This is a genomic window from Vibrio sp. 10N.261.51.F12 (assembly GCF_041471725.1).
GTDB lineage: Bacteria > Pseudomonadota > Gammaproteobacteria > Enterobacterales > Vibrionaceae > Vibrio.
Map to the genome: position 1 here is coordinate 57,135 of NZ_JBFROV010000038.1, position 18,790 is coordinate 75,924.

The following is an 18,790-nucleotide window of genomic DNA, read 5'->3' on the forward strand; positions in this document are numbered from 1 at the left end:
TAACCACTAACCACTAACCAGCAGATGCTGATCGGCCTTGTTAGGAAGATACAAGGTAAATTGACTGCCTTTCCCTAGCGTAGAGGTCACTTTGATTTCTCCTCCTGTCTGACTCAATATACTTTGAGAAACGGACAGACCCAACCCCGTACCATCTCGTTTGGTGGTAAAAAATGGATCAAATATACGTTTTAAGTTCACATCAGATATTCCACAGCCTTCATCAATAATATGAATCAGTGCCCCAATACGTTCCTTACCATCAACCCAGTCTTCACTTAAAACAGTAAGGCGCCCTTTCCCTTGCATGGCATGTATCGCGTTCATTTGTAAGTTAACTAATATCTGTAATAGTTGATGACGATTGATCTCAACAGGTGTTTTGGCATGCAAGTCGACATAGAACTCAATACCCCGCTTCTTAGCGCCGGTTCTTACCAAGGTGACGCTCTCATCAACAATCGGGTTGACGTGTTGCCACGTCACTTCATCTTGAACCCCCCCCTGTCGGCTGTATTGCAACAAACTGCGGGTAATATTACGAATTCGGTCAATCTGAACAAGAATCGCATCGACTTCCTCTTCTACCGCTGCCGAATTTTCACCTAATTCGAACTTCAACAGTTCGACATTACCTAAAATCACCGCGGTTGGGTTATTGATCTCATGAGCAATGCCTGCGGTCAATTCACCTAACGCCGCAAGCTTTTCATTAACAATTAGTTTGTCTTTGGTTTGATTCAAAAGGTGGATATGTAACTCAAGCTGTTCCGTTTTTTCTTTCAAGCTTGCGGTTCGAGATGCCACTTTTGCTTCAAGTTCATGAGCGGCTTCTTGAATCTGTTCGTTTCGAAATTGAAGCTGATTTAGCATGTTGTCAAACTGCTTAGCCAACTGACTCAATTCATGCTGATTGTTGAGCCCTATATCCCCGATTCGCTCATCGTCTTTACCCAGCTGAACCATTTTAACCACCCGATGAATTTGTTCGATTGGTTTAAATAACCCTCTAGCACCGCGATACACAATGAACCCTGAGATAAACAAGATACTGACAATTAATACCGTGACCTCACCTAAATTCGTTAAATAGGTTTTTAACAAAGGCCACGACCGATAGCCGGTGTAAACAATACCGACAATGTTATCGTTGATATCGCGCAACGGGTCGTAGCCCGCGATGTACCATGTGTCATAGACGTAGGCGTTATCGATCCAGCGATGTCCCTCTTCAAGAACACTTTTACTCACCGAATCAGAGACCATCGTCCCTACCGCTCTTCTACCTTGATACGAGGCTTCAATAGGCACATTGGTGGCGACTCGAAGATCATCTAAGAAAATAGTTACCGTACCTTTTACATGATGAGCTTCGTCGGATACTGGATAAATGGTATCGCGGATCATATCAACCAAACCCAAGTTATTATTGAGAAGTACACCGCCATCGAGATAACCAATGAGTGCACTGCTATCGTCATAAACAGCAATAACGGAACGACTGACCAATGAACGGGTTTCTAGACGATGATTGTCTTGATGACGCACTTCTGAGTGTTCGGACAATTGGGGGGCTAAATTAAATGCATCCGCGCGAGTAAGTACATCGAAAAACGAACGTTGATCTGCCATTTTACGATAAGCAGCAGAATCATCATGTCTCAAGGTTGACGCATCAGCATCTACCGGAATCCACCTTAGGTAGTCGAGCTGGTAGCGAAGATTTTGTGCTTTGACCCAATCATCAAATTCTTGAGCGGTTTGGATGTGCTGAAGACGTGTTCGAAATTCATAAGACTCAGAGAAAGCGCTCAGGTGGTCATACTGCTCAACCTGAAGGCTTTCCATCTTATCGGTAACGATGTTGAGCCGCTCATCAACATCCACCAAGGCACTTTGCCACGTATAGTGAATTGACCAATACGCAGTAATCGCAAACATGGCAATCAACGTTAGAATAATCGGTGCGGAGGTGAGAAACAGAAGACGATAACGCACCATGGCTTGGGTGCGAAAGCGTAGTCGGCTCAATATATTGCCATCAGCTTTCATTCGATAGCTCATTGTCGTCCCACTCTTTGTATTTTCGCTCTAATGTTTTCCGAGCGACACCCAAGTCACGCGACGCTGCAGATTTGTTACCCGAGTGAAAATCCATTACTTGTTGAATATGCGCTTTTTCAACATCTTTCAACGACCATGAGTCGGGATAGCCAAATTGTACATCGCCATTAATCGCCACGGCTGGCATAGTCGACATATCATTCGCAGACAGCGTAATGGAAGCATTAACCGGTCCTCCATTGAGTTCCCTAAAATAATGGGCGGGCGGTTTGTTCAGTAAAATACATCGCTCTAGCATGTTTTTCAGTTCCCGCACATTACCGGGCCAATCGTAATCTTGCATCGCAAACATATCTTCGTGGGCCCATTTAGGCTCGACCACACCCAGCTCTTTCGCTAAACGTCTTGTCAAATAAGGCACCAGTTCATTTAAATCCGACAATCGGCTGCGCAACGATGGCACTTCAATCTTCAACACGTTCAAGCGATAGAACAGATCTTGTCTAAACTTACCCTGTTCAACTTGTTGTCGCAGATTTCGATTCGTCGCAGCAACAACTCGAACATCGATACTGACTTCTCGCTCAGTTCCAACTGGCCTCACAGTGCGTTGCTCTAACACGCGAAGCAGTGAAGCCTGCATCGCTAAGGGCATTTCACCAATCTCATCTAGAAATAACGTCCCACCACTTGCAACCCGAAACAACCCTTCACGACTCTTTTTCGCCCCAGTAAATGCACCAGCAGTATGGCCAAATAACTCACTTTCCAGTAATTCAGGCGCCAACGCACCACAATTTATTGCCACATAAGGGCCCTGTCTTTTACTGGCATCATGAAGCCCACGCGCCACCAATTCTTTGCCCGTGCCAGACTCACCCTCAATCAAAACTGACGCCTTAGATGGTGCGAACTGACTAATCAACTGTTTAAGTTGTGTGGTTTTGACCGAAGACCCGATTAAATCTTTTGATACCCTTCGACTAATATCGTGACTCAATGCCACCGTGACTCGTTCTGCTAGCCGCTTATCCATGCAGCGTTGTACTGCTTGTAACATTTGCTGGAGATTAAATGGCTTTAATATGAAGTCTGATGCGCCTAGTTTTAACGCACTAATTGCGACGTCCAAATCAGCATAACCTGTCATGAAAATGATGTCGGCCTTACGGTCTAAATCGCTAAATGCTTCTTCCCATTCGATCCCAGAACGACCAGGCAAATTAATATCAAGAATGATGAGGTCATAATGGTGTTTGAGTCTTAACTCCTCTGCTTCTTCAACGCTACCCGCGGTTTCAACATGACCAAAGGCTTTTCTGAGCGCTTTTTTAAGAACGGTTTGCATGCCTACTTCATCGTCGACAACTAACGCCGAAAACGCGAGATAAGGAGAAACATGAGACTGTGTTTTTTCTGAGGGGTCAAAGAATGCCATAAATACTTGTTATTATTCCTATTTGAGACAGAGTGTACCAATCTGAGTCAAAATATCCTTATTAGAATTGCGACATTTTGTCTCAGCTCAAATTAATTGTAGTTGACCTACAAAAGTTTTTAACAAAATGTCGCACTTTACCACTTTTTTCCTTTAAAAATTATGGCATTGTCTTTGCTTACATGATGTGTAATCAAGAGCAAACTGCTCACCTAAAAAATAAACAAAATGGACATTATTATGAAACTCCCTCAGTTGATGGTTTCAGCCCTTTCTGTGGCAACGCTTTCTGTAACGGCTTATGCAGAAACCAATAATACCGAACTCCCTCGCATTAAACTTGCTACTACCACGAGTACGTATCACTCCGGTTTACTCGACTATTTACTGCCTGAATTTACAAAAGAAAGCGGCTATCAAGTAGATATTATCGCCGCAGGTACAGGCAAATCGCTCAGAATGGGCGAAAATGGTGATGTTGATGTCGTCATGACTCATGCACCAAAAGCCGAAGCCGCCTTTGTTTCTGCTGGCTATGGGATTGAGCCTCACAAAGTGATGTATAACGACTTTGTGATTGTTGGACCTAAAAGTGACCCTGCCCACATCCATGATCAAAAAACCATTGATAGCGTCTTTGAGAGCATCGCCAAGACTAACGCTATTTTCATCTCACGAGGTGACGATTCTGGTACACATAAAAAAGAACTACAGATTTGGCAACAAAGTAAAATTGAACCAAACTTTGGTGGCTATCGTTCAGTAGGTCAAGGAATGGGGCCAACACTTAACATGGCCTCAGAAATGCAAGGCTACACGATGACCGATCGAGGCACATGGTTAGCTTACCAAGCAAAGCTTGACCTAAAAATTGTGTTTGAAGGCGACAAAGAACTGTTTAACCCATACCAAGTTATCTTAGTTAACCCCGAGCGCTTCCCTACTTTAAACACCGAAGGCGCAAAAGCATTAAGCCAGTGGTTGGTATCAGATAAAGGACAATCTATGATCAACAGTTACCGTAAAATGGGCGAGCAATTGTTTGTAGCAAACGCAGATAAATCCGGTCAGTAATGAGTATCACAGAAACAACCATGGAGGCGTTTAGCCTCCTATTTAGCCTAGACCGCGAGCTTTGGAAAATCGTCGCGGTCTCTTTTAGTGTCTCCGTTTCGGCGGTGTCCTTAGTCGTCTTACCTGCGATCCTCTGTTCTTACCTGCTCGCTTATACCAATTTTCCAGGGAAATGGATGTTGCTGTCGTTAGTCAACACACTGCAAGCCATTCCAACGGTCGTTATTGGATTATTACTCTACATGATGCTGTCACGATCTGGTCCATTAGGCGATTGGCAGATGCTGTTTACCCAAAAAGCGATGATTATCGGTCAGATACTGATTTGTTTCCCAGTACTGGTGTCAATGATGCATGGTGCGCTTCAAAGTACCGACCGACGCGCAATGGAAACGTCAATTACGCTTGGCGTTTCACGAACTAGAACACTAATGACATTAATTTGGGAATCTCGCTTCCCATTACTCGCCGCGGTTGTTGCTGGGTTTTCTCGAATTGTCACAGAAGTCGGCTGCTCAATGATGGTCGGCGGCAATATTATGGGGTTGACCCGTAATATCCCTACGGCCATTGCAATGGAAAGTCATAAGGGGGCGTTTGCCCAGGGTGTGGCACTTGGGATTGTATTGTTGCTACTAGCACTAATTTTAAATTTTGTACTCTCTTCAATGCGAGGCAAAGGCGTACTGCGAACGCACTAGAAACCAGTCATTAATCACTGGCCCTTAAACATCAGGCATGACTGAGACTAAAGCGCGTAGAAGCGACTCAATTGGCAATAAATCTGATTCATACAAAGTGATGCTCAACCACTATACTTATTCTAAGATTCTGCTTTAGGACGATAAAAATAATGACGATACAACTGAAAGCAAAGCAGATTTCCATGCGATTTAATACCCGTGTACTCTTTCATATCCCCAGCTTAACTATTGGCCCCAATGAAGCTGTCTATTTGAAAGGGGCAAATGGCGTCGGAAAGACAACGTTACTTAAAATATTAGCCGGCTTGCTGAAACCCAGTTCGGGCGATATTGAACCGAGAAAGAAAGGGCTACTCAGTCGGTTCTTTGCAACTTCTGGTCGTAAAGATGTCATATACCTCCACCAGTCAGCTTATCTTTTTGACGGTAGCGTTTATCAAAACGTGGTGTATGGGCTGAAGCATCGAACGCAGAACGCCCATGACAAACGGGCAGATGTTATTGCCGCGCTTAGACTCGTTGGCCTAGAGACGCTTGCTGATGAACATGTATCCGTGCTATCAGGAGGCGAAAAGCAACGCGTAGCAATGGCGCGAGCTTGGGTTTTAAAACCGTCAATCCTACTCATGGATGAACCCAGTGCTTCGCTCGACCAGGAATCGATAGAGCGACTAGTATCGATGGCGCGGAGTTTGTTGGATTTAGGGTCCAGTATTGTTGTCACTAGCCACCAAGCTAATGAACTCACGGCGTTGTGTCGAAAACAGTGGTGGATAAAAGATTGTACCTTGATAGAATCACCGTTACTGCAAGTTATCGATAGAAATAACACGAATCAAGAGAGTACTTATGCTGCATCCAGAGCAGACTAGCTGGGTTGTCCTCGCAGGAGGTCAAGCCTCACGAATGGGCGGTAATGACAAAGGGCTGATTGAGCTCGATGGCCGACCTTTAATTGAGCATGTACTAGAAAAGTTGTCCGTTCAAACTAACAACATCACCATCAATGCCAACCGCAATCACGAACGTTATCAACAATATGCCCCTGTCATCAGTGATACTTTCCCTGATTATCCTGGCCCTCTTGGTGGCATGCACGCCGGGCTTACTGCAGCAACAACCGATTGGGTAGGGTTTGTTCCTTGTGATAGCCCCTTTATCGATACCTCATTGATTCAACGATTTTGTGACGCGGTCACTAATGAAACAGATATATTAGTGGCACACGACGGAGATTTCCATCAACCCGTGTTCACCATGTTTCACCAACGTGTGCTACCAAAGTTAGAAGCGTTCTTAGAGCGCGGCGATAGGAAAATCATTCTTCTCTATAAAGATTGTCATACTGAGTATGTTGATTTCTCTGACTCACCAGAGTGTTTCATCAACCTCAATACGCCCGAAGAGTTGGCTAAGCTCGCCAAACAAAAGTGATTCGATGCAGCGCCTATTGTTCATACGATGTTCACGCTTTATCAACGCGCCAACCGCATCTTGTAATTGTAAGTATTAATATGAGTCGCACGGCGTTTAGCTATTGAATCATTAACGATGTATCGTCGTTAATACTTATCATCGTTAATACTATTACCGTAATCAGAGTTTGTTATGACCATAAAAAAAATCAAAAACATTCCACTACTCGGCTTTGCTGCTTATAGCGGCACCGGTAAAACCACATTATTAGAAATCCTACTGCCTAAATTAACCGCAGCAGGGCTTAAGATTGGCGTACTCAAACACGCACATCATAATTTTGATGTGGATAAGCCAGGCAAAGACAGCTACCGCTTGCGTAAAGCGGGAGCGAGCCAAATGCTGATCTCCTCTCGCTATCGTCATGCACTCATGACCGAAACCCCTGAAGAAGAGGCAAATTTTGAATACCTGCTCTCTCGCTTTGATCATTCGGCATTAGATCTTATCTTAGTTGAAGGCTGCAAAAACATTGCCTTTCCTAAGATCGAATTGAACAGACAAGAAGTCGGCAAACCTTGGTTGCACCCTAACGATGACAACATCATTGCGATTGCAAGTGATAGTAACGATGACGACTTAAATGTTGCGATTCCTACTATGAACATCAACGACTTAGAAGCCATCACTCAATTTATACTCAATTACGTCAAGCCTGAGCACAACGTGGACACGCCCGCGGCTTGCTGCGATACGCTATCCCCTGCGTTATTGTCCGTCCAACAAGGACAAGCAAAGATATTAGATGCCGTCTTGTCATCACCAATCACCGAGGTGCTGCCCTTGATGTCAGCCTATGGGCGCGTGCTTGCACAAGACATCATTTCACCAATCAATGTCCCTGCGTTCACCAATTCAGCAATGGATGGGTTTGCCATACGCGGTGACGACATTGGTCACGAGGATTTCAAGGTTGTCGCCAGTATTATGGCTGGACATGGCTTTGATGGCACGTTAACTCATGGCCAAGCCGCACAAATTATGACGGGTGCGCCGATGCCTGACGGGGCGGACACGGTCGTCATGCGTGAACAAGCAAACCACAGCAGTGATAGTGTCACATTTGGTTCGACCTCGATTTCTTCAGGACAAAATGTACGTCAGGCCGGTGAAGATCTTGCAATGGGCCAAGCCGTGTTCAAGAAAGGCACATTAATTGAAGCCCCTGAACTTGGCATGATTGGCTCTCTAGGCTTCGGTGAGGTAGAGGTAAAACGCAAGCTTAAGGTCGCAGTTTTCTCTACAGGCGATGAGGTGCAAGCTCCTGGACAACCGCTACTATCTAATTCTATTTACGACTCTAATCGTTTCACCATCATGGCCATGTTGCAAAAGCTCGGTTGTGATATCGTCGACCTTGGCATTTTAGAAGATGACGAATCCGTCATGGAAGCCGCAATCATAAATGCAAGCGAATCGGCCGATCTCGTGATCACTTCCGGTGGCGTATCGGTGGGAGACGCCGATTTCATTAAAGATGTGTTAGAAAAAAGCGGCAACGTAAACTTCTGGCGTATCAATATGCGACCAGGCCGCCCTCTTGCGTTTGGACATATCAATAACAAACCCTTCTTCGGGCTACCAGGTAACCCTGTTGCGGTTATGGTGTCATTTCTCAACTTCGTTGAACCTGCCATCAAAAAAATGCAAGGTATCCGAGAATTCTTACCATTTAAAGCCTCTGCAATTGCAGAAACACCGCTTCGCTCACGCCAAGGCCGAACTGAGTTCAGCCGAGGGATTTACACCATGGATGAGCAATCAGGGCAACTAACGGTGCGTACAACCGGCAAACAAGGCTCTGGTATCTTGCGTTCAATGAGTGAAGCCAATTGTCTTATAGAAATTGCCCCCCACATTGATACAGTAAAAACAGGCGAAAGCGTGACAATCGTCCCACTTCAGGGCAGAATCTAGCGTAAAATTTTAAGCAGGTCCAAACTATGGCACGTACTATCCTTTACACCTATAAAGAAGAAGACAAAACACTGACGTTTTCTTACCAGCAGCATCGTAATATCCACGAAGCCGTTGCGGAAGCGGAAGGCATCGATTTGACTGAGTTTCTAAAAATGGAACAGCAAATTGAAGCCATTTCAGACACTAAGTCCGTTCGTAATTACCGTGACAACCATTTCCGTAAGCTTGGTTTCAGCAAACTCACTTTGGCTTTAAAAGAAAACCATGGTGTTGGGAAAAAACCTAAGTCTTAACCCAGAAGGCCTCAGGTAACCAACGCGTCCGACTCCACGCATGATCAGTCATTTGAGTAAAACCCTCATATGGCTAATCATGCGTTTTGTATCTTGTCATGCGCTTGGTATCATACTTCTCATTAAACAACACCTCCCCACCCTTCGATAATACCTTCATTCCAATTTCTCTTTAGGCTCTCACTACGCCCAGTGAAGTTCACCGACACCTGTTTTAATCACACGACAGGTCACAAATATTTAACACCTCTGATTCACTCTCGACAGTAGACTAAAGAAAACCAACTCGAGTCGAATTATGTTTGTCGCAACGCCACGGGAACTGAGGCATATTGAAGACTATGCCGAGCGCTACTCCGCACTGTCGCTCACCACTCTTGCACATATTGGACATGGTGATCACAATCTTCCGCTGTATATGCTATCAATGGGCAACGAAGATCCCACCGCGCCGTGCTTAATTCTTACAGGGTCTATACACGGCGTGGAAAAAATTGGCAGCCAAATCATCCTTTCTTTTATTCGGAATTTGCTTAAACGGTTGCAGTGGGATAAACGTCTTAGCGAGACGCTAGACAAGATAAAAATCATCACGGTTCCTGTCGTCAACCCGTGGGGCGTCGCCTTAAACACTCGCGCTAATCATAACGGCGTCGATTTGATGAGAAACGCCCCCATTAACTCTCACAATACGAAATACCAGCTCTATGCGGGCCAAACGATCAGCGCTCGTTTGCCATGGTATAGAGGAAATCCTGACGATATGGAACAAGAACTTAAGGTGCTGTCATCGCATATCCTCAATATTTCGAAGCATGCACGGTCAACCATTGTGCTTGATCTCCATAGCGGTTTTGGTACACGGGACCGGCTGTGGTTCCCTTTCGCTCATCACAAACATCCCCCACACAATCTGCATCAGTTTTATTTGTTGTACTCTCTCTTTCGCAAAAGTTACGCACAGTACGAGCTATATCAGTTTGAACCTCAATGTCATCAATACACCACTCACGGGGATTTTTGGGACTGGATGCACCTCAAACACTATGAGACCTCAACGAATCCCTTTGTCCCTCTAACGCTTGAGCTCGGTTCGTGGCTTTGGGTTAAAAAAAACCCGATGCAACTGCTAAAATTTAGCCAACTGTTTCACCCCACAAAACCACATCGCATCAAACGGGTTCAACGTCGTCATAGTGCATTATTGGGCTATCTCACGCAGGTGCTCGACAATGAGTTATTAACGAATATGAGTGCGGATGAACAAAGTCGATTAACCAAGAAGGCCACAAAGTTATGGTACCCATCGTCTTAGTCAGGGGGTTGCTTAGGGAGTCTGGACATTGGCAGAGGATGATTGATGCATTCACTGCTCTCGACCCTGACCTGGTTATCATCACACCAAACGTGCCTGGGAATGGCGCGCTTTTTCAACAACGTAGTCCAACCAATATTGAGTCTATGTTGCCCTCCGTACTGCACCAATTGCCCAGTGACTGCGAGCGCTACCACCTTGTCGCCATTTCAATGGGTTCGATGCTCGCCTCATCTTGGGCACATCGATTACCTAATAATGTGGCAAGCTTGACGCTCATTAATCCTAGTTTCTCTCGCTATAGTCATTTTTGGCAACGGATTAATTTGCTTAAGCTTCCTTACTTATGTGGCTCAAAGTTACTAGGATCAAAGCCTTTTGAAACCGCGGTCCTCAACGTCACTTACCCCCGCCATGTTAGCCAGCCAGACGTATTGCATCATTATTTAACGTTGAGGCAATCACACCCAGTGAGTTTTTCGAATGCACTTCGTCAGCTGATCGCAGCCGCGAGATTTAAGGGGCCGGCCATTGCTCCTCGATGCCCAACATTGGTCATTACAAGTGAAAGTGATCAATTAGTCAGTAGTCAGGCAGGTTTAGCGATAGCGAAAGCATGGGGTGTACAACATATGTGTTATGCAAGCGATGCTCATGATCTACCATCAGAAAAGCCGGAAGAACTTGCCCGATTTCTTTATGGTTGGTTTCAAAAATTCATATGATGAGGGAACTTATGGCGGAAAATGGCCACTAACTCACTAATAAATAATTATAATACTTGGTGTAATTGTATGAAGTTACGCTATTGATAAGAGTGAATATGTTTAGATTGTTATCTTTGACCGTTGTCTTTTCTGTACTTGCGGGATGTGCGACACACGACCAGTTTGCGACGGAGCATGAGTTATACCAACACAATATTGACGCCCGAAATTTCTGTAAGGACATCAACGAAGTCGACTCATCGTACCGATGCTTCGAACAATATGTCTTAAAGGCTCCGTCGGTGACGGTTAAAAAGCTACTCGCTACACAAAAATCTCTGATTGAAGCTAAGCACAAACAGTCTTAACGCCGCTATATTTGTGGGTCTTCAATCAGCAGTTTCACACCAAGCGCAATCAAAACGACCCCTGTTGTGCCTTCCATCCAACGAATAAAACGACCATTTTTAAGAAGTGTTTTCGCAGAGTTTAACATCCCTGATAAGCCGCACTGCCAAGCCATGGCAATGACAAAATGGATTGATGCCATGGTCATTGATTGTATCAACGGCGAAAAGTCTGGATTAATAAACTGAGGCAAGAACGCGAGATAGAACACCGCCGTTTTCGGGTTTAGAACGTTAGACAAAAAGCCCTCGCGCAGTGACTTACCCGCATTTAAATTCTGTGTCGCTATTTCGCTAACACTCACATTGGATGAAGCTCTTAGTGCACGTAAACTCGAAATTCCTAGCCAAATAAGGTACGCCGCACCAATGCCTTTAACCAATGAAAACAACTCTGCAGATTGCGTTAGAATCACAGAGATCCCAAGCGCAGAAAATGTGGCATGTACAAATAGACCCGAGCAAATACCTAAGCTGGTCAACGCACCATCATGAAACCCACCTCTCGACGTGTTTCTAATCACCAGCGCGGTATCTAGACCCGGCGTCATGGTTAGGATAACAATCGCAATAAGAAAAGCTTCAAGATTCAAGATATGCATAAACGTCCACTGTACAAGTTAATTCAAAAACTAATGAGCTGATAGCCTTGTCTCGGATTTTGACTCAAGCGACGACAAATAGCCATACCTTACACGGAAAAGAAACCCAGCTTCGTCAACACGCTCAAAGCGTTAGGTCACACATGGTGGCCTAAAAAACCGTGACTCTGTCATCGCTTCATCTTTTCGTAAACGCTTGTAGGTGTTAACTTATAATCATCGTTCACTCGGAAGGTCAACCGACATGGAAAACTACAACAAGCTCGTTGAACACTACAAAACAATCTCAAATTTCGGTCATCTCTCCTCAATTTGTGGTTGGGATGCCGCCGCAATGATGCCATCAGGTGGCAATCAAGCCCGCTCCGAAGCGATGGCTCAGCTGTCTTTACATATTCATCAGCTCTCGACTGCCCCGCATCTTGCTGATCTCATCAGTAACGCACAAGAAGAGTGTTTGTCATCATCTCAGCAAGCAAGCCTAAATGAAATGGAGAGGCAATGGCGTTTGACGACGGTTGTACCTGAAGATCTTGTCAAAGCGAAGTCTCTAGCAGGCTCTAAATGCGAACACGCTTGGCGAACACAGCGCGGTCAAAACGACTGGAATGGCTTTTGTAAAAACTTTGAAGAAGTGGTGCAGCTTTCACAAGAGGAAGCTCAAATTCGCGGTGAGGTATCTAGCTTAACGCCCTATGACGCTATGCTGGATATCTATGAGCCAGGCGTCAACTCTGAACAACTCGATCGTATTTTTGGCGACCTGACGTCTTGGCTGCCTGAATTGACGCAACAAGTCCAAGAAAAACAGAAGCTCGAGTCGGTACATACCACCAACGAAACGTATTCTACCGCGGCACAAAACGCATTAGGCCTAGAGGTGATGTCATTACTGAATTTTGATTTCAACCATGGCCGTCTTGATATCAGCTCTCATCCATTCTGTGGGGGTGTTCAACAAGATGTTCGCATCACAACTCGGTATGATGAACACGATTTCGTTCAGTCTTTAATGGGTATTGTTCATGAAACCGGTCACGCTCGCTACGAACAAGGGCTGCCTCTACAATGGGCTGGATTACCAGCAGGACAAGCGCGCTCTATGGGTATCCATGAATCTCAGTCGTTATTTTTTGAAATGCAGCTCGGGCGAAGTGACGCATTTATCGGAAATCTCGCCCCCCTAGCCAGCAAACACTTCTCCGCTAACGACACTACGGTCTTTGCTCCTGACAACCTGAAAAAAATCTACACCAGAGTCCAACCCGGATTTATTCGGGTTGATGCTGACGAGCTCACCTACCCTGCTCATGTTATTCTGCGTTATGAAATAGAACGCGACCTTATGAATGGCAAAATTAGTTATAACGATATCCCGGAATTGTGGGACACCAAAATGCAGCAATATTTAGGGTTGTCTACGAAAGACAACTACAAAGATGGGTGCATGCAGGACATTCACTGGACAGATGGCGCGTTTGGTTACTTCCCATCTTATACACTAGGTGCGATGTACGCGGCTCAGTTCATGGCTTCAATGAAGAAAACGGTGGATGTGAACTCTGTGATTGAAAGTGGTGATCTATCCCCTATCTTCACTTGGTTAGAATCGAATATTTGGAGCAAGGGCAGCTTGCTGACCACCGATGATTTAGTGAAGCAAGCAACGGGTGAAACGTTGAATGCGCAGTTCTTTCAAGAACATTTGAGAAGTCGTTACCTGTAAAACACTTGTCAGTGAACTTGGCTGAGTATAGTTCACTGACACTTTTCACTTGGACACAGCAGGTGCATAAAATCAAATGTTGCTGTATTATATGGGTATGAAGCAGTAACCAAGTTGGTCAATTACATATGGCGCAGAAGAAAACGAAAGTTACCCAAAAAATGATTTACCGTGCAGTTGCAAGTTCTACTGCGATCGAAACAGGCTCCCCTGTGCAAAAAATCGAGAAACGCCTAGAAGCAAGTAAACGAAAGTATAGCAGCCTATCACTAGCTAATTAAATCTCGTACCAATCTTTCCATATACTGGTATTCGTGAGCTACGCCAGCTTGAATTGATGCAATATAAAAGTCTTTGTGCTTATCCCATAAGCTGTAATCTAATAAGCCTAACCCCGCTTTGTTACACATCACGTCCATAAGAAGACGACTTATTCTTCCGTTTCCTTCTCTAAACGGATGAATCAGAATAAGTTCAATGTGACTTCGAGCTAGATAAGATACTAACTCTTCAATGCTCATATCAGGGATTGCTTCAAACTTTGATAAGTAGTCCTGTTCAAATAACTCAATACATCTTCCGATCTGAAGTGGAGATGTAAATTGAAACCCTCCTTTCCCCATATCGACATTTCTGACCATTCCAGCCCATTCGTAGACGTTGCCAAGCCACTGCCTATGCCAATCAATAACGTTAGGAAACGTCACCTTCAGATCAGTATCATCCAGCTCAAAAACTTTCTCATACAGCTTTGTTAAAAGGATTGCTTCAACATCATCCATTTCATCAGAATCTATGATGCCTAGTTTATTAGCCAGCACTTTGCCTTGTGACCCATTTTCGTATCGTGTTTCTGATGAATCGAGTTCGTATCTATTCATAGCTTGAAATTCTCCTGCTTGAATGCACCTGATTCTACAAAACCTAATGCCTTATATCCCCTGTTCCGCTTTGAAAACATTCTTGCCAACATTGGAATTTTCATGTCTACATAATCGATAACTCGGATTTCCATCTTACCGTCATACTCCCGCTGTATCCTTCCGACATATTGAACAAGCGCTCCTTTCTAGGATACAGGTAATGCGAGAACTAATGTATCAAGTCGGGGTAAATCAAAGCCTTCCCCAATAAACCGACCTGTCGCTACCAGCACCTGAGTTGTGGCCAGCTTTTCATTAACCTCGTCTCGATCTTTCTTTTTCATTGCGCCAACAAGCACCTCGTTCTGAATAGCTCTCTGGGTTAGCATTTCACTCATCAATTTCGCGTGCTCTCGGCGCTCTGTAAGAACGATAGGTACGCGCTCTTTTTTCACTTCAGCTTCAATATCACTGATGATTAGCTTATTTCTTATTTCATGCTCAATCAACCACCTGTACACATCTGCAATGTGTGGCCGAGGGTCTTGAGTTGCTAGTTGAAGCGGTGGTTCAAAATGAACCTCCTTCTTTTGAAGGCTCTGAGTAAACTTGACCGAGCTGGACGAAGTAATAGTATGCCTTACCCTCCCCGCCTGCATGAAAATAATTGGCTGGTGACCGTCTCTACGTTCCAGAGTCGCACTAATACCAAGTATGTACTTTGCGTGCACCTCTCCCAATAATTTTTCATATTGTGGTGCTGACAGGTGATGGCATTCGTCGATGATGATCTGCCCGTATTCATGGACAACAGAATTGACCGTATTATCGCTTCGGTTAAGCAAGCTTTGATAGGTTGCGACGTCAACAGACTTCGTTGGCTTTTTCTTGGATCCTGTAATCACACCTATCTCAACATTCGTCGTAAATGCCTTTAGCCTTTCCTGCCATTGGTCTACGAGTTGCTTATTGTGAACAAGGATTAGGGTATTGACCTTTCTTTTACACAACAGACCTATTGCCGTTATAGTCTTTCCAAATGCTGTAGGCGCATGCAACACGCCAATATCAAATTTAGAAACCGCATCCACCGCTTTCTTTTGCTCTTCCCTTAGCTCGCCACTGAATTGGATGCTGCTCAGTCGGTCTCCTGACCTTCTTTTATCATTAAAGAGTAAGCTGATCCCAGACTGTTTAAGTAAATCACAAGTATCATCAATGCAACCTCTTGGCAGAACAAGATACCCACTATCGATTTCTGCCAACGATATGTACCTGGATATTCCGTTCGTCGATAACCGCAGTCCTTGTGCCTTGAAAAACTTAGGATTTGAAAACGATGCCAGCTTTTTCAAACTGGCAATAAGAGCATTAGGTAATGTTTCGATAGGAAGATAGATTCTGTTTGCCAACGTTATTTCAATACTGTCAGGGCAATCTGATATCACCGAAGAAGTAACTGGTAAGTTTCGGTCCCACGGTGGCAATGTGGAATCCGATGTAGAACTATCAGTAGACTGATTAGAACTATAAGAGGTTACAAGCTTTGTCAGAGCAGAGAGAGTCAACTTTTTTGTTGAAGCCAGTATCTGCCATTGATCTTGATAAGACGAAAACTCTTCATCAATAAATTCAGAGTTACCTTCTGCTCTTGCACCTTTTTGGAGTGGTAGAGCAATCAAGTTTCCTATCCCAGCTACAGGCAAAACGTCTTGATTAGGAAAGAGACGATCATAGGATTCAAAGGACAATGCTCCGTGGATTCGCATCGCTTGATCGAGAAGCATAAAACCCAGTTTTCGCGCACTAGCTGCATCTACTTTAGTTTCAAAGAAAATCCATACATGAGCACCATTACCTGAGCGTGAACGTTCAAACAAGAAATCTATCTCATTACGTCGGCATGCCTCAACATAAGCCAGTGAAGCTTCTTTCCAATCTTTTTTATCGAAATCGATAGCAAGGAAACAGCAGTTGCTATCAGCATCCATCGGGTAAATTCCAACGATAGATTTCCCCGATAAATGATCATATATGGCGGTTTCATCAAGAGGCTTGAACGATTGATTTGGGCATTCAAGGCATTTGACTTTCGGTTTGTTACAAAGCCCTTGCTGCCATTCATTATTGCATGCAAGGGAGTAACCAGAACGTCCTTGCTTGTTTTGCCAACGAACCGCATAGCAACGGGAATTTCCGCGAAAGTAACGTTGAAATAGCTCAATTTTCAGCTTGGGTGACATGGCCTTGCAAAAGTCTGAAGACTCAATACTCTTCGAGGCTATAAGCTGTCTTTTTTGGCTTTCAAGCAATGCTAGCTCTGATGTAAGTGCCGATATCTTCTGTTTTATCGCACTGAGTTCATCCATGATGTTACTACCTACTCCGTGGCAAATTCATAGTAGTGAAACGCTTCTTCTCACCCTAACATGCAAACATAACACATAACACATAACACATAACATCCTAGCACCCCGCCAGTCATTGTTTCTTATCTTTCGATAGCCGACTAGCGCTGTAGATCCCGAAGTAATATCCAACTAGAAATGCAGGTTACATTCTCCACTGGACAGATGGTGCTTTTGGTTACTTTCCTAGCTACACTTTAGGCGCGATGTATGCGGCGCAGTTTATGGCAGCAATGAAGAAAACGGTTGATGTAAACGCTGTGGTTGAAAGCGGTGACCTATCCCCTATCTTCACTTGGCTTTCAGACAACATATGGAGCAGGGCAGCTTATTAACCACGGATGAATTGGTAAAACAAGCCACTGGGGAAACGCTGAATACACAGTTTTTCCAAGATCATTTGAAAAATCGTCATCTATAGATTAGTAGACGTCAACCAAATTGAAGTGTTCTGCTTGCAGAACTTGCTATGCAAGTAGAACCAAAGTGTGAAGAAGCATTGTACAAGTACTATTCCCCTTAGGAACACAACGGCCTGATGCAAAGGTTCAAAATGCAAAAGGCAAAGTTGGAACTGGTTTGAAGACAGCTTTGTTGTCTCAAAAGCCTATCACACAGAGAAATAACAACTCTGAACATGTTTGACTTTACTGAGATTGACTACACTCTCAGTGTGTAGTTTAGGTGATTAGGATTAAAAATCATCAATCCCATGATGTAAACTGGTCAAAGCCCGATTATTAAAGGCATGAAAAATCGCTTAACTTGATGCCCAATCTATCTGGAACCGATCACAAATGCCGTGCTATCAAGACGCGCGGCATTTCTAACTGTAAATTACTGTAAAATCAATTGAATCAATCTGCCGACTTGCTAATTTATAATCATGAATTTTTTATGGCTTAACAACCTATCAGGCAATTGATCATGCAAACTCGCACATGGAAAGATAGTTTGGTAAAGACTCAGTATGTCATGGACATCCTACTGCTGGTCAGCTTTATCTTTGTCTGTATTCCCAAAGCAACAGGTGTAGCGGCTCACGAATGGCTGAGCCTTTTGTTTATTATTCCTTTGATTATCCACTTACTACTGCATTGGGACTGGATGGTATCTCTTCCAAAAAACTTCATCCACAAGCAATCTGCTAAAGATCGATTCAACGCGGTTTGGGATGCTTTGTTCTACTTGGTCATGCTGATGGCAACACTCAGTGGATTCTTAGCTTCCGAAGCTTTGCTACCTCAGCTCAATATGCCAGTAGAAATACTGCCTGTTTGGTCCAAGCTACATCATGACCTAGGAAACCTAGTGATGCCAATGCTTGGTATCCATCTTGCTCTACACTGGCAGTGGATAAAAGGTGTGACCAGCAAAATGAGACAGAAACACAACACTAAGGCAGGTGTATAATGAAATATCTCGTTTATCGTTGGAAACAGCGCTCAGCTATTATCTTAATCATCTCGCTTATCATTTGTGCAGTAATGTGGACCTTAGAGCTATCAACTTGGGCAGGAACAATAAATAATGCAGCAGCCGATCTTGCACCCGAAGAAGGAAAACGAAACCTATCTGGGTTTGCGATTTTCGGCGTCTCATTTGTTAAGCTTACTGTGCTGACCATGGTCCCCGCCTTTTTGTGTATTGGCGTGATAAAGCTCTTTGCTTTTTTTTTCAAAAAACGTACACGCGACAACCAAAACAAGCCTACTCGGCCTGCCCACTAGTCAAACAATGTCTCAGCCAGAGGTATAACACTCGACGCGCCCGCTGCCACTGAACTAGCGAGG

General features: G+C 44.3%; 16 protein-coding genes and 2 pseudogenes. 13 read left to right on the forward strand and 5 right to left on the reverse strand.

What is annotated here, in order from left to right; translation table 11 throughout:
- Positions 1 to 6: 6 nt before the first annotated feature.
- Both AB4405_RS20130 and AB4405_RS20135 read right to left on the reverse strand, forming a co-directional pair.
- The gene (locus AB4405_RS20130) at positions 7 to 2,064 is read right to left on the reverse strand and encodes a cache domain-containing protein (RefSeq protein WP_372062560.1); all 2,058 of its coding nucleotides are present in this window, start codon (positions 2,062 to 2,064) and stop codon (positions 7 to 9) included.
- Positions 2,042 to 3,502, reverse strand: coding sequence for a sigma-54-dependent transcriptional regulator (locus AB4405_RS20135; RefSeq protein ID WP_372062561.1), 1,461 nt, complete (start codon positions 3,500 to 3,502; stop codon positions 2,042 to 2,044). The genes AB4405_RS20130 and AB4405_RS20135 overlap by 23 nt, the downstream gene beginning before the upstream one ends.
- Before the next feature lie 255 nt (positions 3,503 to 3,757).
- On the opposite strand from AB4405_RS20135, the gene AB4405_RS20140 reads away from it, so the two are divergent.
- From AB4405_RS20140 to AB4405_RS20180, 9 genes are all read left to right on the forward strand, one after another.
- Positions 3,758 to 4,576, forward strand: a complete 819-nt coding sequence (locus tag AB4405_RS20140; RefSeq protein ID WP_372062655.1) for a substrate-binding domain-containing protein — start codon at positions 3,758 to 3,760, stop codon at positions 4,574 to 4,576.
- Positions 4,576 to 5,277, forward strand: a complete 702-nt coding sequence (locus AB4405_RS20145) for an ABC transporter permease (protein ID WP_102470101.1) — start codon at positions 4,576 to 4,578, stop codon at positions 5,275 to 5,277. Before AB4405_RS20140 ends, AB4405_RS20145 begins: the two co-directional genes overlap by 1 nt.
- 152 nt (positions 5,278 to 5,429) lie before the next feature.
- Positions 5,430 to 6,152, forward strand: a complete 723-nt coding sequence (locus AB4405_RS20150; protein ID WP_372062562.1) for an energy-coupling factor ABC transporter ATP-binding protein — start codon at positions 5,430 to 5,432, stop codon at positions 6,150 to 6,152.
- Entirely contained in the window at positions 6,130 to 6,714 is a 585-nt protein-coding gene (mobA, locus tag AB4405_RS20155) for a molybdenum cofactor guanylyltransferase MobA (protein ID WP_372062563.1), read from the forward strand. Before AB4405_RS20150 ends, mobA begins: the two co-directional genes overlap by 23 nt.
- 180 nt (positions 6,715 to 6,894) lie before the next feature.
- On the forward strand, positions 6,895 to 8,673 hold the full coding sequence (locus AB4405_RS20160) for a bifunctional molybdopterin-guanine dinucleotide biosynthesis adaptor protein MobB/molybdopterin molybdotransferase MoeA (RefSeq protein ID WP_372062656.1): 1,779 nt from the start codon (positions 6,895 to 6,897) through the stop codon (positions 8,671 to 8,673).
- Between the two features lie 26 nt (positions 8,674 to 8,699).
- Entirely contained in the window at positions 8,700 to 8,969 is a 270-nt protein-coding gene (locus tag AB4405_RS20165) for a DUF2960 domain-containing protein (protein ID WP_102470097.1), read from the forward strand.
- A gap of 298 nt (positions 8,970 to 9,267) precedes the next feature.
- Positions 9,268 to 10,284 carry a DUF2817 domain-containing protein gene (locus AB4405_RS20170; protein WP_372062564.1) on the forward strand — a complete coding sequence of 339 codons (1,017 nt, stop codon included), beginning with the start codon at positions 9,268 to 9,270 and terminating at the stop codon, positions 10,282 to 10,284.
- Positions 10,266 to 11,009, forward strand: coding sequence for an alpha/beta fold hydrolase (locus AB4405_RS20175; protein ID WP_372062565.1), 744 nt, complete (start codon positions 10,266 to 10,268; stop codon positions 11,007 to 11,009). The genes AB4405_RS20170 and AB4405_RS20175 overlap by 19 nt, the downstream gene beginning before the upstream one ends.
- A gap of 98 nt (positions 11,010 to 11,107) precedes the next feature.
- On the forward strand, positions 11,108 to 11,359 hold the full coding sequence (locus AB4405_RS20180) for a hypothetical protein (RefSeq protein ID WP_372062566.1): 252 nt from the start codon (positions 11,108 to 11,110) through the stop codon (positions 11,357 to 11,359).
- 5 nt (positions 11,360 to 11,364) lie between these two features.
- Here the strand turns inward: AB4405_RS20180 and AB4405_RS20185 are convergent, their stop codons facing one another.
- Positions 11,365 to 12,000, reverse strand: coding sequence for a LysE family translocator (locus AB4405_RS20185; RefSeq protein WP_372062567.1), 636 nt, complete (start codon positions 11,998 to 12,000; stop codon positions 11,365 to 11,367).
- 244 nt (positions 12,001 to 12,244) lie between these two features.
- On the opposite strand from AB4405_RS20185, the gene AB4405_RS20190 reads away from it, so the two are divergent.
- A complete protein-coding gene (locus AB4405_RS20190) occupies positions 12,245 to 13,726 on the forward strand; it encodes a carboxypeptidase M32 (RefSeq protein WP_372062568.1) in 1,482 nt (493 codons plus the stop codon).
- Between the two features lie 269 nt (positions 13,727 to 13,995).
- Here AB4405_RS20190 and AB4405_RS20195 read toward each other — a convergent pair whose 3' ends face one another.
- The gene (locus tag AB4405_RS20195) at positions 13,996 to 14,607 is read right to left on the reverse strand and encodes a Fic/DOC family protein (RefSeq protein WP_372062569.1); all 612 of its coding nucleotides are present in this window, start codon (positions 14,605 to 14,607) and stop codon (positions 13,996 to 13,998) included.
- Positions 14,604 to 16,958: pseudogene (locus AB4405_RS20200) on the reverse strand (TOTE conflict system archaeo-eukaryotic primase domain-containing protein). The gene AB4405_RS20195 and the pseudogene AB4405_RS20200 overlap by 4 nt, the downstream one beginning before the upstream one ends.
- 191 nt (positions 16,959 to 17,149) lie before the next feature.
- Between AB4405_RS20200 and AB4405_RS20205 the strand changes: the two are divergent.
- The 3 genes and pseudogenes from AB4405_RS20205 to AB4405_RS20215 all read left to right on the forward strand — a co-directional run.
- A pseudogene (locus AB4405_RS20205) lies at positions 17,150 to 17,418 on the forward strand (carboxypeptidase M32); the annotation flags it as partial.
- A 506-nt stretch (positions 17,419 to 17,924) separates the two neighbouring features.
- Positions 17,925 to 18,410: a DUF4405 domain-containing protein gene (locus AB4405_RS20210; protein WP_372062570.1), complete on the forward strand. Its 486-nt coding sequence runs from the start codon at positions 17,925 to 17,927 to the stop codon at positions 18,408 to 18,410.
- Positions 18,410 to 18,727, forward strand: coding sequence for a hypothetical protein (locus AB4405_RS20215; RefSeq protein ID WP_372062571.1), 318 nt, complete (start codon positions 18,410 to 18,412; stop codon positions 18,725 to 18,727). Before AB4405_RS20210 ends, AB4405_RS20215 begins: the two co-directional genes overlap by 1 nt.
- Positions 18,728 to 18,790: the final 63 nt, after the last annotated feature.

Coding starts and splice junctions, on each gene's coding strand:
- AB4405_RS20130 (WP_372062560.1), bottom strand. CDS start 2,064: ATGAGCTATCGAATGAAAGCTGATGGCAATATATTGAGCCGACTACGC.
- AB4405_RS20135 (WP_372062561.1), bottom strand. CDS start 3,502: ATGGCATTCTTTGACCCCTCAGAAAAAACACAGTCTCATGTTTCTCCT.
- AB4405_RS20145 (WP_102470101.1), top strand. CDS start 4,576: ATGAGTATCACAGAAACAACCATGGAGGCGTTTAGCCTCCTATTTAGC.
- AB4405_RS20150 (WP_372062562.1), top strand. CDS start 5,430: ATGACGATACAACTGAAAGCAAAGCAGATTTCCATGCGATTTAATACC.
- mobA (WP_372062563.1), top strand. CDS start 6,130: ATGCTGCATCCAGAGCAGACTAGCTGGGTTGTCCTCGCAGGAGGTCAA.
- AB4405_RS20165 (WP_102470097.1), top strand. CDS start 8,700: ATGGCACGTACTATCCTTTACACCTATAAAGAAGAAGACAAAACACTG.
- AB4405_RS20170 (WP_372062564.1), top strand. CDS start 9,268: ATGTTTGTCGCAACGCCACGGGAACTGAGGCATATTGAAGACTATGCC.
- AB4405_RS20175 (WP_372062565.1), top strand. CDS start 10,266: ATGGTACCCATCGTCTTAGTCAGGGGGTTGCTTAGGGAGTCTGGACAT.
- AB4405_RS20180 (WP_372062566.1), top strand. CDS start 11,108: ATGTTTAGATTGTTATCTTTGACCGTTGTCTTTTCTGTACTTGCGGGA.
- AB4405_RS20185 (WP_372062567.1), bottom strand. CDS start 12,000: ATGCATATCTTGAATCTTGAAGCTTTTCTTATTGCGATTGTTATCCTA.
- AB4405_RS20190 (WP_372062568.1), top strand. CDS start 12,245: ATGGAAAACTACAACAAGCTCGTTGAACACTACAAAACAATCTCAAAT.
- AB4405_RS20195 (WP_372062569.1), bottom strand. CDS start 14,607: ATGAATAGATACGAACTCGATTCATCAGAAACACGATACGAAAATGGG.
- AB4405_RS20210 (WP_372062570.1), top strand. CDS start 17,925: ATGCAAACTCGCACATGGAAAGATAGTTTGGTAAAGACTCAGTATGTC.
- AB4405_RS20215 (WP_372062571.1), top strand. CDS start 18,410: ATGAAATATCTCGTTTATCGTTGGAAACAGCGCTCAGCTATTATCTTA.